This is a genomic window from Bacillus sp. CR71 (genome assembly GCF_003429245.1).
Taxonomy (GTDB): Bacteria; Bacillota; Bacilli; order Bacillales; family Bacillaceae_G; genus Bacillus_A; species Bacillus_A thuringiensis_S.
Genome location: NZ_CP031748.1, coordinates 36,541 through 49,823, shown reverse-complemented (window position 1 = coordinate 49,823; position 13,283 = coordinate 36,541). Strand labels below are relative to the sequence as shown.

The window sequence follows — 13,283 nt, the reverse complement described above, 5'->3', positions numbered from 1 at the left end:
TTGCCTCTTTTTATCCAAATTCATTTAAATCCTTCCATACAAAAAAGCAAGATACATATGTACCCTGCTTACTCTTCGTAATGTTGAAAAGGTAATCCCGTTCGTAAAATCCCTCTCGTTTCAATTCCACCTAGTCCCTTTTCACCAGTAATTGTATTACGTACGACATCCCATACATTGACTCTCTCCATAAATGAAGTAAAACTAATTTTACCAACTACATATACGGGATCTAGTGCATGAATATTAATTCTAGATGGTGAACTAGCGAAATTGGCCCCTGCACGAATTAGTGCCTCAAAGTGCGATTGACATGCCCCAGCAAAAATAACAAGTTGATCCAATGATGGATATTTTTTTCGCACTTCTCGAACAGCCTGTACAAAATGCCTTGAATGCCTATATGCCGCTAAATCTCCCTTCACTCCTTTCGATTTTGTATATGCATCATGCCCCGTAATAACGAGAATGTCTGGGCGAAAGTGATCTATTAAGTCTACTACTTTTTCATGCATCTCCGTTTCTTTACAATGAATACCTTGTACAGGAACGCCAATTTTGTTATATAAGTCTAAGCACTTGCGCAAATATAAAGGGTCTCCATCTATATGCAATACACGTCCCGGCATTTGAAAATAATTCACCTCACTTGTGTATCCACCAGTTGAAGTATGTTCATGCCTTTGTTTCATTAACACATAATCTTGTTGAAACAAACGATACGTGCGCTCCATTGTTTCTTTCTCACGCTTCACCCTTTTTTTATGTTCTCGTTGATCTATACTAATTAAATCTTCAAGTGGCGCATCCGCCACCAGTCTAATTTCCTCTCCAAACAATATAGCTATCTCGCCTTTTATTTCTATAATACGAAAAAGAATATCCCTCTTATGAGAATATCGTTCCACTAATTCTCCAACATGTAAAGCCATTCTCCTACCTCCAAACTCATTAGGCCATCTTACCTGTTTTTAAAATATGAATTTAGAGGGAGAAAGGTGACAAAAGGGACAGTTCAAGTTGAACTGTCCCTTTCATATTCTTATGATAATTTATGAAGAACCAATGCATTACTTAATGTTGCAAACTCTTCAATAGATAGCGTTTCGCCTCTTCGCTTTGGATCAATTCCTACTTCTGTTAAAATTCGATCCAATAATTCCTTATCTTTCGGGAAACCATTTAAATTATTTGATAAATTATTCATTAAAGTTTTACGGCGCTGTGCGAAACTTGCTCGTACTACTTCAAAGAAGAATGTTTCATCTGTCACCTCTACAACCGGTTTCGGACGCTTTAGAAGGCGAATAATTGCAGAATCAACATTTGGCTGTGGTACAAACACTGTACGCGGTACAGTCATAACTGTTTCAACTTCTGTATAATACTGAATGGCAATCGATAAAGAACCATACTCTTTCGTTCCAGGTTTAGCAGCTAAACGATCTCCAACTTCTTTTTGCATCATAACAACAAATCCACGAACTGGTAACTTTTCTTCAAGCAATTTAAATAAAATTGGCGTTGTAATATAGTATGGCAAGTTAGCTACTACCATTACATCTTGCCCTTCTTCAAATTGCTCATTAAATACTTCATGTACATCCGCTTTTAGTACGTCTTTATTAATAACTGTAACGTTACCATATGGTGCTAACGTCTCATCTAAAATTGGTAATAGTCTTTGATCAATTTCAAAAGCCACTACTTTTTTAGCACGCTTCGCTAATTGCTCTGTTAATGCACCGATACCTGGTCCAATTTCAATTGCACCACTTTCTGAACCAATTTCAGCATGATCGACAATACGATTTAATACATTTGTATCAATTAAAAAGTTTTGTCCTAAACTTTTTTTGAATGAAAATCCATACTTTTCAACAATGTCTTTTGTACGATTTGGCGTTGCGATATCCTTCATTTTTTTTCCTCCTGTATTACTTGCTTATAAGCTTCTCCAAATGATTCCTTTGAAACTTGAAACATCTGTAATCGTTTATGTAACTGTTTTGCATTTGTATAACCAATCTTTAATAGCTTACCCATTCTTTCTCTGCGGCTCTTTGCCATTTCTCCGCCCACTAAGCCTGCATCGACTAAATCACTCCAACTAATTTCACTTGTATAAACTTCCATTTCTTCATGTATATTCTCTAGAGCACGGCGGATCGACTCATTAGAAGCATGTTCGATCCCAACTCCCTTTTTCCTTTTAGCAAGCGCTTCTTCCTTCGGTAAAAAGGCATGCTTACAGCCGGGAACCTTGTCAGAAATAATTTTTCGAATACGCTCTCCAGGATAATCCGGATCTGTGAAAATAATAACGCCCCTTTTTTGTTGCGCTAATTTAACTTGCTCAATAACATGATCACCGATTGCTGAACCGTTCGTTTCAATTGTATCCGCATCAACAGCACGCTTAATCGCAACTGTATCATCTTTACCTTCTACAACGATAATCTCTTTTATTTTCATGCTTGCCTCCACACTCGTTTCGTCTCTACTTAGTAAAACAAAAAAATGACGACTTTTCCATTATTATTTTCCCCATTCTTATATTTTAAAAAATAGAATAGAAAAATCTTTGTTCTCTGTCCTTATTGTAACACTTCATCATTCACATTTATTTTCTTCATCACTTCTACTAGTGTTTTTTCAAAATAAAAAAGAACAGGTTTCCCCATTCTTTTTTATTCAACACCAAATAAAAATTTTGCATTTTTGGTTGTCATTTCTGCTACTTCCTCATAAGAAATTCCTTTTAAATTCGCAATTTCTTCTGCTACGAGTTTTACATAACTCGGTTCATTTCGTTTCCCTCGAAATGGATGCGGCGTTAGATACGGACAATCCGTCTCTATTAACAATTTCTCTAATGGAATCTCCGTAGCAACCTCTTTCGGCTTCTTAGCATTTTTAAATGTAACTGGTCCGCCTAACGAAATTAAAAAGTTCATATCAACACATCGCTCTGCTACTTCTACGCTGCCGCTAAAGCAATGCATAATGCCTCCTACTTCAGCTGCATTCTCTTCTTCTAGAATATCAACAATATCTTGAGTTGCATCGCGGTTATGTATAATAATCGGCAATTTCACTTTTTTAGCTAATGTAATTTGTTTACGGAATACTTCTTTCTGTATTTCTTTTGGAGACTTATCCCAGTGATAATCTAAACCCATTTCTCCAAGTGCAACGACTTTAGGATGAGAAGCAAGTTCTTCTAACCAAGCTAAATGTTCTTCTGTCATGTCAATTGCATCAACTGGATGCCATCCAACCGCAGCGTAAATAAAATCATAGGCTTCAGCTAATTCCATCGCCTTTTTTATCGTTACTTCATCAAAACCAACAACAACTGTATAAGTAACTCCCGCTTCTTTCATTCGGGCAATAACTTCTTGCAAATCTTCTTCGAATTGCTCTGCATTCAAATGTGAATGTGTATCAAACAACATAATACATAACTCCTTTTATATTGAAATCAAGTTTATTCTACAAAAATAAGTTCTTTAATAACTTAACGATAACAATACTACAATCTTAATGCAAAAATAGAGAGTGTAAAAAGAAAAAAGACGCTTCACACATGTTACACGTGAAACATCTCTTTTCTTGTCTTAATTACTTGATTTTTGTACCATTTGGTAGATTTTGATCAATTGATGCTAATGACAATACGCCATTCTCTTCACCCGCTAAAATCATACCTTGCGATAATTCACCGCGTAATTTTACAGGTTTTAAGTTTGTTACACAAATAACCTTTTTACCTTTTAGGTCCTCTGGCGAATAGAATTTCGCAATTCCAGAAACAACTTGACGCTTTTCTGTGCCTAAGTCTAGTTGAATTTTTAACAACTTGTCTGCTTTTTTCACAGGTTCAGCAGATAGTACTTCAGCTACGCGTAATTCTACTTTCAAGAAATCATCAATTGTAATTTCTTCTGCCTTCGGTTCTTCTTCTTTTTTCTCTTCTACTTTAGGAGCAGAGCTTTTCATTTGTTCCTTAATGTACTCTACTTCCACTTCCATTTCTAAGCGAGGGAAAATTGGGTTTCCTTTTTCTACTTTTGTTCCAGCTGGAATACAGCCAATTGTAGATAGACTTTCCCAAGATTTATGAGCCTCATCAGTAAGGCCAAGCTGAGCGAACATCTTGCTTGGTGCTACTGTTAAGAATGGCATAAGCATAATACCTGTTTGACGAAGTACTTCTGCTAAATGAGCCATTACAGAAGCTAACTTTTCACGATCATTCTCATCTTTCGCTAATACCCATGGTTGTGTTTCATCAATATATTTGTTCGTACGACTAACCAATTGCCAAATAGATCCTAACGCTACAGAGAACTCCATATTCTCCATTGCCTCTTCTACTTTTTTCAATGTATCTTTTGCAAACGTTACTAACGTTTCATCAAATTCCGTTACATTCGCTTTAAATGCAGGGATTTCTCCGTTAAAGTACTTATCAATCATAGCTACTGTACGATTTAATAAGTTACCTAAGTCATTTGCTAGATCGAAATTAATACGCTCCACAAATCCTTCTGGTGTGAATACACCGTCAGATCCGAATGGAACTTCACGAAGTAAGTAATAACGTAATGCATCTAATCCGTAACGATCGATCAATGTAACTGGATCTACTACGTTTCCTTTTGACTTACTCATCTTTCCATCCTTCATTAAAATCCAGCCATGAGCAAAGACTTTTTTCGGAAGAGGTAAATCTAATGCCATTAAAATGATTGGCCAATAAATTGTATGGAAACGAACGATTTCTTTTCCAACTAAATGCACATCTGCCGGCCAGAATTTCTTATACATCTCTTCATTTTCTGTTCCATAACCTAATGCTGTAATGTAGTTAGATAATGCGTCAACCCATACGTAAATAACGTGTTTCGGATTACCTGGAACACGAACTCCCCAGTCAAATGAAGTACGAGAAACTGCTAAATCTTCTAAGCCTGGTTTAATGAAGTTATTAATCATTTCATTCTTACGAGACTCTGGCTGAATGAAATGTGGATTATCTTCATAGAATTTTAATAGTCTGTCGACATATTTACCCATTCTAAAGAAATATGATTCTTCACGAACAAGTTCTACATCATGACCACTATCTGGACTTTTTCCTCCAACTACTTTGTCACCTTCCATAATTGGATCTACTAATTGATGCTCCGTATAGAATGTCTCATCTTGTACAGAATACCAACCTTCATATTCATCAAGATAAATATCACCTTGATCTACTAGTTGCTTAAAGATTTTTTCAACAACATCTTTATGACGATCTTCAGTTGTACGAATAAAATCATCATAAGAGATATCCATCTTCTCCCAAAGTTCTTTAATTCCTGCAACAATATTATCCACATATGCTTGTGGTGTAATATTTAATTCTTCTGCTTTTTTTTGGATTTTCTGTCCATGCTCATCAGTTCCTGTTAAATAATGAACATTGTATCCTTGCATACGCTTATATCGTGCCATTGCATCTCCTGCTACTGTCGTATAAGCATGTCCAATGTGTAATTTTCCACTTGGATAATAAATTGGGGTAGTAATATAAAAGGACTTATTTTCCTCTGTCATTGTTTTGGACCTCCCGAATAACCTCATATGTATTTATAAACAGTATATCAAAAACTCATATATAAAGTGAAACTTTAATCAGCGGGGTTTTTGTTCATCCCCACTGATTATTAGCCCACATCAATCGGGCTTTTACGAGCAGCCCGAATCTCACTTATCTTCTTTACCCCAACCTAATTTTGAATTTGGGTTCTTAATGCTCGATATCTTTATCATCTATTGCTCATATTCCAAAAAAATATACAATCTCCACTTAAAATTTGTTAATTTTTCAGAAAACAATGTAAATAATTGTGGAATTTCCTCTCAATCTATTATATATAAGAAATAAGAAATCTATAAATCTTTTTAAAAAATATAGAATTTAAGAATTGACGGAAATGTAAATGATTGGTATCATATGTCCATAGGGTATTTTGTCGAAAAATGACGAATCTAAAAATAGACTCGAAACTTATAAACTATTTATTTAGGAGGAAAAAAATTATGAAATCTACTGGTATTGTTCGTAAAGTTGATGAATTAGGTCGTGTAGTAATTCCAATCGAATTACGCCGTACTTTAGGTATTGCAGAAAAGGATGCTCTTGAAATCTATGTTGATGACGAGAAAATCATCTTAAAAAAATATAAACCAAACATGACTTGCCAAGTAACTGGTGAAGTATCTGACGGTAACCTTTCTTTAGCTGAAGGTAAAATCATCTTAAGCAAAGAAGGCGCTGAGCAAATCTTAAACGAACTTCAAGATTATATCGAAACAGCAAAATAAGCTTCTCAATTATGAGAAGCTTATTTTTTATCGACATGATAGATTTGATATACATCTCTTTTCGACAAATCTCGATCTTTAGCGACTGTTTTAATCGCTTCTTTTGAATTCATACCTTTTTCATTTATATAGTGTTCAATATGATCATATACTGAAAGAGATTCCCACCATTGTTCTTCTGGAGCAGGTTCTTCTGTCGAACCAGCTACTAAAATACAAAACTCACCACGTACCTCATTTTGCTTCGTCCACTCAATTGCTTCTTCGACTGTTCCTCGAATAAATTCCTCAAATTTTTTCGTTAACTCCCGACATAATACAATCTCTCTATTTCCCAACACTTCCTGCATCGAAATTAAAGTATCATCTAAACGATGAGGCGCTTCATAAAACATCATTGTAGTTTGTACATAACGAAGCTTTTCTAACTCCATCTTTCGTTCCTTTTTATTTCTCTGCAAGAAACCATAGAAATAAAACTGCTTTGTTTCAAGACCAGATGCAATTAATGCTGTAAGGGCTGCATTTGCTCCAGGAAGCGGAATTACATGATATTGCTCAGCTAATGCCTCAACAACAATATCGTAACCTGGATCAGAAATACACGGCATACCAGCGTCACTAACAAGTGCTACATTCTTTCCATCCTCTAATTTCTCTAATATTTTCTTCCCACTTACTTCTTTATTGTGCTCATGATAACTCGTGACAGGTGTTTCAATTTCAAAATAATTACAAAGTTTTTTCGTTTGTCTCGTATCTTCAGCAGCAATTAAATCAACTTCTTTTAAAATTCGGATTGCACGAAATGTCATATCTTCTAAATTTCCAATAGGAGTTGGTACTAAATATAAAACTCCCTTTTCATTTTGTTGAAAGCTTTTTTGTTGCCACATAGCGTTCTCCTTTTTGCATATATGCCTCTTTTTGTTTTCTCGTTAATTGCTTAAAGTAATACTCCGCTTGCATAGCTGTACGTTTATCATCATGGGTCTCTACATATTTTAAAACGACAGGAAGCCTGACGCGTGTATACTTAGCTCCTTTGCCGCTATTATGAGTCTGAATTCGTTTTTCGATATGGTTTGTATATCCAGCATAATAACTTCCATCAGAGCACTCTACCACATAAAAAAAATGCTTATTCTTCTCCATATAAAATTGAACGTATCTCCTTTGTATATTCGTTATTGTTCTCATATACAACGAGAGGTGGTAAAATTTTTAAATCTGCATTTCCATCCTTAATTCCTTCAATTAACAATGTATTTGCTTCTTTTCCAACCTTAGGATAAACAAATCGCACACGCTTTGGTTCAATTCTATATTTACGCATTAATGTGACAATGTCGAGTAATCGCCCTGGACGATGTACAAACGCCACTTTCCCACCTTGTTTTACTAACTGACTACTTGCAGATACAACATCTTCTAATGTACACATAATTTCATGACGAGCTATCGCTAAATGTTCATTCATATTTTTCTCTGAAGTTTGAGGTGTTTGAAAATATGGTGGATTACATGTAACAACATCATATTGATGACGTCCGAGTTTCTCTGGCATATCTTTCAAATCTCCATGTATGAGGTGAATTCTTTCTTCCAGCCCATTATATTGAACACTTCTTACTCCCATATCATATAAGCGTTCTTGAATTTCCACACCAGTAATCTTTCCTTTTGTTCTTGTACTTAATAGAAGGGGGACAACTGCGTTACCTGTACACAAATCAAGTAAATTCCCCTTTTGAATTGGTACCCATGCAAAATCTGCCAGTAAAACAGCATCTAAAGAAAAATTAAATACTGATGGGCTTTGTATAATCTTCATGTCTTGCGCTAATAAGTAATCTAAACGTTCATCTTCATATAAATTCATATACTGCTCCTTTTCTTACCCTTAACCTACCCTATTTCATGTATAAAAAATTACCTTTCCAATTATAATTGGAAAGGTAATTTCACTTTTTATTTAAGAATGACAGACAGAACAAACAATCTCCCTCTTTACGTACACTTCCATAATGTAGATTGCAAATATGAAAACCTTCTTGATACAGTCTCGCTAAATTGTCATAGCCTTCACCAATATCTGTCTTCGGCTTCACTTCTTTACGCTTTTGAGTTTTTTGTTTTTCTTTATTCTGCACTTCTTCAAAACGGTGTCGCAAATTGTTATTTTCCATTTTTATATGCTGGTTTTCTTCCAACAACTCTGCAAGATGCTGTTTTAACTCTCCCAACTGTTTGTATAAATGTCCAATTTGCTCTTCCATACTAGAAACCGATTCAAAAATATCTTTTTTCTCCACAAGCACCCACCTCATTAATCTGTGGTTTGACTCGAAACGACCCCTTTATTCACTAACTCATCTAACGTATATTCTACTATCCGTTCCTTGTCTACTAGTTCCACTTGAATTAATCTTTCTAAAATATTTAATCCGATAACACGGCCAGTACCATGCGGGGTTTGTATACGTTGATCTAAATCAGGAAGTTGTTCCTTTGCTGCCTCATATTCATCATTCTCATATTTTAAGCAACACATTAAGCGACCACATAAACCAGAGATTTTTGCAGGATTTAATGATAAATTTTGATCCTTTGCCATTTTGATGGATACAGGTTCAAAATCTCCTAAAAAAGTAGAACAACAAAGCATACGACCACATGGACCAATACCACCTAGCATCTTCGCTTCATCACGAACACCAATTTGTCTTAGTTCAATTCTTGTTCTAAAAATTGCCGCTAAGTCCTTCACTAGTTCGCGGAAATCGATCCGACCATCCGCAGTAAAATAGAAAATAATCTTATTACGATCGAATGTATACTCTACATCTACAAGTTTCATATCAAGATTATGCTCTACTACCTTTTGTTGACAGACTTGATATGCTTCTTTTGCAGCATGTTTGTTCTCTTCAACAATGGTACGATCATTTTCATTTGCAATACGAATAACCTTTTTTAGCGGTAATACAACGTCGTTTTCATCAACTTGCTTTTTGGTAATAACTACTTTTCCGTATTCAATACCTCTTACCGTTTCTACAATGACAAACTCATTTTCAGAGATATCGAACTGATTTGGATCAAAGTAATATACCTTTCCGGCCTTCTTAAAGCGAACACCTACTACATCATACAAAACGGTCATCCCTCCTGCAACCGCAACACTAACTGTTCGAACACAAGCTGCGCATTTACATTAGCGTTGATTCTATTTTTTGCCTCTAATATATTAAAGAGAGCTGATACAATGCGCTTCTGAGCATAGGAAAACGATTCAAACATCTCTTTCTGCTCATGAAAAACAAGACGATCTTCTTCTCCAAGTTGAACATATAGTAAATCCTTATAAATAAGGAGTAACATATCTAAACCTTGTTGTAATTGTTCTTTCTCTCCAAAGTGTTTTCCCCATTTTTCTTGTACAAAAAAAATAGAGGTTTTATCTTTTTCGAGCGCTTCACATAATTTTATCACTAAAGCTCGTGCTTGTGCAAACCATTCATCACTACATAAAGCTAAAGCTTCATCAAAACTATTTGTGAGTTGAGCAGCAAGTGTCGATAAAGATGCTGTAATACCTTCTTCCTGTAATCTTCTAATTAAAGATTCCGTAGGTAACGGTCTAAACGTAACAACTTGGCAGCGAGATAAAATCGTATTTAAAATTTGATGACTTTGTTCAGTAAGTAAAATAGCGGTTGTATCACTACTTGGTTCTTCTAAAAATTTCAAAAGTGTATTTGCCGCATTTGCTGTCATACGATCTGCGTGCTCAATAATATATAATTTTTTATTTGCCTCTAATCCTGTTTTTGAAAACTCTTCTTGTAAATCATGAATTTGCTGCTTCTTAATAGATAATCCGTCTGGTTTTACAATATGTAAGTTAGGGTGGTTACCTGAATCAATTCGCTTACAATTTGTGCATACATGGCAGGGCTCTACTCCATTCCGCTGAGAACAGAGGAAACTCTTTGCCATTTGAATTGCTGTCGCAAACTTTCCCGTACCTTTCCCTCCCTCTAACAAGTAAGCGTGGGATATACGCTCTTTTGCAATGCTATTCATCAACATTTTTACACCGATGGGTTGTATAGCAGAAAGCTGCTCCCACGTCTTCATCATAATGCATACCTCACTTATTTCATTCTTTCCTTCTATTATAACAATTTATCTTCTATAATCTGAACAACTTCTTCTATAAGTTTTTCCATCGGCTGATCAGCATTTACCAATACAATACGATCCGAGAAACGTTCTACAACTTGTAAATACCCTTCGCGCACACGTTTATGGAAAGAGATATCTTCCATATCTAGTCGATTTACTTCACGTCCTGCATCTTTTTCAATTCGAGCCAAACCAACCTCAGGCTCAATGTCTAGATAAATTGTTAAACTAGGCATACAGTCCTCTGTTGCGAAACGATTTATTTCAAATACCTTATCCATACCCAACCCTCTTGCATAGCCTTGATATGCTAAAGAACTATCTATAAAACGATCACATAGCACGAGATAGTTCTCATTAAGTGCTGGCATAACTTTTTCTACTAAATGCTGTCTGCGCGCAGCAGCATAAAGAAGCGCTTCTGTACGTGCTTCCATCATCGTATATTCTTGTTTATGTAAAATCGTCCTAATGTCCTCAGAAATTGCAATACCACCTGGTTCCCTTGTCGCCATTACCTTTTGTGCTTTTTGTTCAAAATATGGTAATAAGCTTTTAATTAACGTTGTTTTACCTGAACCTTCTGGACCCTCAATTGTTACAAATAATCCCTTCATCCTAAAACCTACTTTCTATATCATACACTTTCATATATTTCGTATTACCTTGAAAACGAGCTCCTGCTCTCTCTAAATACATAATTTGCTCTTTATGCTCTGAAGTAATTCTCTCTCCATACATAACCAATGGAATTCCAGGTGGATACGGAATTACCATTTCCGCCGCTATCATTCCAACAGCCTCTTCTATAGATACTATCTTTGTTCCATATCCTTCTAGTTGTTTATACGTATACGGCAAAGGAGAGAATTCACCTTTATAAGTATAACGAATAGATTCCCTCTTGTCTTTCACGTCATAATGTTGCAATGCTACTCGGATCATCTCTATAACCTTCATATACTCCTCATTTACTTGCAGGGGTAAAATAAATAGGACATTGTACGGATCAGCCATCTCTGTATATATACCGACATTTTCAAATACGGACTGTAATTCGTACCCTGATAACTGACAACGAGTTTGTACGGTAACCTTTAGCTCGTCTTGCAACGGATATTCTAAAATGGCGATTTGTGGAATAGAACGTAACTGTTCCTTAAATCTCCGTAAAAACTCAACAATTTCACCATGTCCTTCTTCTTTTATACGCGCCATTGTAAAGCGTGCTATATCCAAGGAAGCCATAATTGGATACGATGGACTACTAGATTGTAGCATACTTAAATAAGTAGTAACCTTCTCTTCGTCTACTAAGTGACCATTTATATGTAAATAGGAACCCATTGTCATTGCGGGTAATGTTTTATGTGCAGAATGAACTACAATATCTGCACCATATGTTAACGCTGATTTTGGGAATGGTTCTCCCAAACAAAGATGTGCCCCATGTGCCTCATCTACCAAAACAGGGATTTTATGTGCATGTGCAAAAGCGATGCTTGCCTCTAAATCCATCCCCATACCATAATAATTAGGATGCGTTAAAATGAGTGCTTTCGCATTTGGATATTTTCCAATTGCTTTCTTAAGAATTTCATTACGAACCCCCACTGGTACGTTATAAGCTTCATCAATCCATGGATCTAAAAAAATGGGATTTGCTCCCGCTAGTTTTAAACCATTAATAATTGATTTATGACAATTTCTTTGTACAAGAACAATATCATGTTCCCTGCAACAAGACAAAATCATTGCTAAGTTCCCGACTGTTGAACCATTAATTAAAAAATAACTTCTCTTTGTATCATACACTTCAGTCAATAATTGTTGTGCCTCATCTATACATTCAAACGGACTATGCAAATCATCCAGTCCTGCTAACTCAGTTACATCAATAGATAGAATATCTTTAAACTCTCTTATTGCCTTCTGAGGGAAGTTTAAACCATTCTTATGACCTGGAACATGAAAAGATAACGCCCCTCTTTCTTTAAACTCTATTAACGCCTCATATAAAGGCATATGATTTTGATTCATCTACATCTCTTCCTTATAATTCATTCTCCATCTATTATACAGAACAAAAAAAATAATAGGCATATGCCTATTTAAAAATATGATACTTCTAATTTTCGAAGTTGCTTTAAATAATGTATATATTTTGGATCATCTGTCTCTGTGTTCACCATATCCTTTTCACATTCATAACATATTAAATTATTATAAACATATATACCTTCTTTTCTTTTTGTCTCACAAACAATACAAACTTCACTTTGTAATTTCATAACCTTCCCTCCCTATTTAAGTGAACCTATTTTATACTTCTAATCCTTAACAATTTCCAGAAAAATATACACCCATCTCTTATATAATATGATTAACTCTTGGGCAACGTGTTTGTATTACCATTACTTCTTTCCCATTCTTTTTAACAATACAAAAAAACACGAGTCAAATGACTCGTGTTTTAGTTGCTTGGCGACGTCCTACTCTCACAGGGACAAGGTCCCAACTACCATCGGCGCTAGAGAGCTTAACTTCCGTGTTCGGTATGGGAACGGGTGTGACCTCTCTGCCATCATCACCAAACTATTGAAGGCATATTCCTTCAAAACTAGATAACATTTGCTACATATTATATGGTTAAGTCCTCGATCTATTAGTATTCGTCAGCTCCACATGTCACCATGCTTCCACCTCGAACCTAT

The 13,283-nt window shown here is 35.5% G+C and carries 15 protein-coding genes, 1 rRNA gene and 1 other annotated feature (1 of these 17 running past the window's edge); of the genes, 1 reads left to right on the top strand and 15 read right to left on the bottom strand.

Features of this window, described 5'->3' with window-relative positions; genetic code table 11:
* Positions 1 to 68: 68 nt before the first annotated feature.
* The 5 genes from yabG to metG all read right to left on the bottom strand — a co-directional run bounded on the left by yabG (position 69) and on the right by metG (position 5,607).
* The gene (gene yabG, locus DOS87_RS00290; protein ID WP_001173734.1) at positions 69 to 932 is read right to left on the bottom strand and encodes a sporulation peptidase YabG; all 864 of its coding nucleotides are present in this window, start codon (positions 930 to 932) and stop codon (positions 69 to 71) included.
* A 110-nt stretch (positions 933 to 1,042) separates the two neighbouring features.
* Positions 1,043 to 1,921: a 16S rRNA (adenine(1518)-N(6)/adenine(1519)-N(6))-dimethyltransferase RsmA gene (gene rsmA / locus DOS87_RS00285; protein ID WP_000651548.1), complete on the bottom strand. Its 879-nt coding sequence runs from the start codon at positions 1,919 to 1,921 to the stop codon at positions 1,043 to 1,045.
* Entirely contained in the window at positions 1,918 to 2,475 is a 558-nt protein-coding gene (rnmV, locus tag DOS87_RS00280) for a ribonuclease M5 (RefSeq protein ID WP_000692842.1), read from the bottom strand. Before rnmV ends, rsmA begins: the two co-directional genes overlap by 4 nt.
* A 215-nt stretch (positions 2,476 to 2,690) precedes the next feature.
* Positions 2,691 to 3,458 (bottom strand): TatD family hydrolase, encoded by a 768-nt coding sequence (locus DOS87_RS00275; protein WP_000895845.1) that lies wholly within the window; start codon positions 3,456 to 3,458, stop codon positions 2,691 to 2,693.
* A 166-nt stretch (positions 3,459 to 3,624) separates the two neighbouring features.
* The gene (gene metG, locus DOS87_RS00270) at positions 3,625 to 5,607 is read right to left on the bottom strand and encodes a methionine--tRNA ligase (RefSeq protein ID WP_395937973.1); all 1,983 of its coding nucleotides are present in this window, start codon (positions 5,605 to 5,607) and stop codon (positions 3,625 to 3,627) included.
* 486 nt (positions 5,608 to 6,093) lie between these two features.
* Between metG and DOS87_RS00265 the strand changes: the two genes are divergently transcribed.
* On the top strand, positions 6,094 to 6,378 hold the full coding sequence (locus DOS87_RS00265; protein WP_000843036.1) for a transition state genes transcriptional regulator AbrB: 285 nt from the start codon (positions 6,094 to 6,096) through the stop codon (positions 6,376 to 6,378).
* A gap of 20 nt (positions 6,379 to 6,398) precedes the next feature.
* On the opposite strand, the gene rsmI is transcribed toward DOS87_RS00265, so the two are convergent.
* The 10 genes from rsmI to rrf form a co-directional block, all read right to left on the bottom strand.
* Positions 6,399 to 7,274, bottom strand: a complete 876-nt coding sequence (gene rsmI / locus DOS87_RS00260; RefSeq protein WP_098578559.1) for a 16S rRNA (cytidine(1402)-2'-O)-methyltransferase — start codon at positions 7,272 to 7,274, stop codon at positions 6,399 to 6,401.
* Positions 7,243 to 7,533, bottom strand: coding sequence for a GIY-YIG nuclease family protein (locus DOS87_RS00255; protein WP_000414350.1), 291 nt, complete (start codon positions 7,531 to 7,533; stop codon positions 7,243 to 7,245). Before DOS87_RS00255 ends, rsmI begins: the two co-directional genes overlap by 32 nt.
* Positions 7,520 to 8,260: a tRNA1(Val) (adenine(37)-N6)-methyltransferase gene (locus DOS87_RS00250; RefSeq protein ID WP_001055357.1), complete on the bottom strand. Its 741-nt coding sequence runs from the start codon at positions 8,258 to 8,260 to the stop codon at positions 7,520 to 7,522. Before DOS87_RS00250 ends, DOS87_RS00255 begins: the two co-directional genes overlap by 14 nt.
* Before the next feature lie 82 nt (positions 8,261 to 8,342).
* Positions 8,343 to 8,693 carry a DNA replication initiation control protein YabA gene (yabA, locus tag DOS87_RS00245; RefSeq protein ID WP_000412063.1) on the bottom strand — a complete coding sequence of 117 codons (351 nt, stop codon included), beginning with the start codon at positions 8,691 to 8,693 and terminating at the stop codon, positions 8,343 to 8,345.
* A 14-nt stretch (positions 8,694 to 8,707) separates the two neighbouring features.
* Positions 8,708 to 9,535, bottom strand: a complete 828-nt coding sequence (locus tag DOS87_RS00240; RefSeq protein WP_000272429.1) for a PSP1 domain-containing protein — start codon at positions 9,533 to 9,535, stop codon at positions 8,708 to 8,710.
* Between the two features lie 5 nt (positions 9,536 to 9,540).
* On the bottom strand, positions 9,541 to 10,524 hold the full coding sequence (gene holB, locus DOS87_RS00235) for a DNA polymerase III subunit delta' (protein WP_000978578.1): 984 nt from the start codon (positions 10,522 to 10,524) through the stop codon (positions 9,541 to 9,543).
* 35 nt (positions 10,525 to 10,559) lie between these two features.
* Positions 10,560 to 11,186 (bottom strand): dTMP kinase, encoded by a 627-nt coding sequence (gene tmk, locus DOS87_RS00230; RefSeq protein ID WP_000677218.1) that lies wholly within the window; start codon positions 11,184 to 11,186, stop codon positions 10,560 to 10,562.
* Between the two features lies 1 nt (position 11,187).
* The gene (locus DOS87_RS00225; RefSeq protein ID WP_098578558.1) at positions 11,188 to 12,609 is read right to left on the bottom strand and encodes an aminotransferase class I/II-fold pyridoxal phosphate-dependent enzyme; all 1,422 of its coding nucleotides are present in this window, start codon (positions 12,607 to 12,609) and stop codon (positions 11,188 to 11,190) included.
* Positions 12,610 to 12,680: 71 nt separating this feature from the next.
* Complete coding sequence (locus DOS87_RS00220) at positions 12,681 to 12,860, bottom strand: sigma factor G inhibitor Gin (RefSeq protein WP_000776279.1); 180 nt, start codon at positions 12,858 to 12,860, stop codon at positions 12,681 to 12,683.
* A gap of 188 nt (positions 12,861 to 13,048) precedes the next feature.
* A 5S ribosomal RNA gene (rrf, locus tag DOS87_RS00215) occupies positions 13,049 to 13,164 on the bottom strand.
* Positions 13,165 to 13,228: 64 nt separating this feature from the next.
* Positions 13,229 to 13,283: a sequence feature (23S ribosomal RNA rRNA prediction is too short), on the bottom strand; it runs 290 nt beyond the window's last position.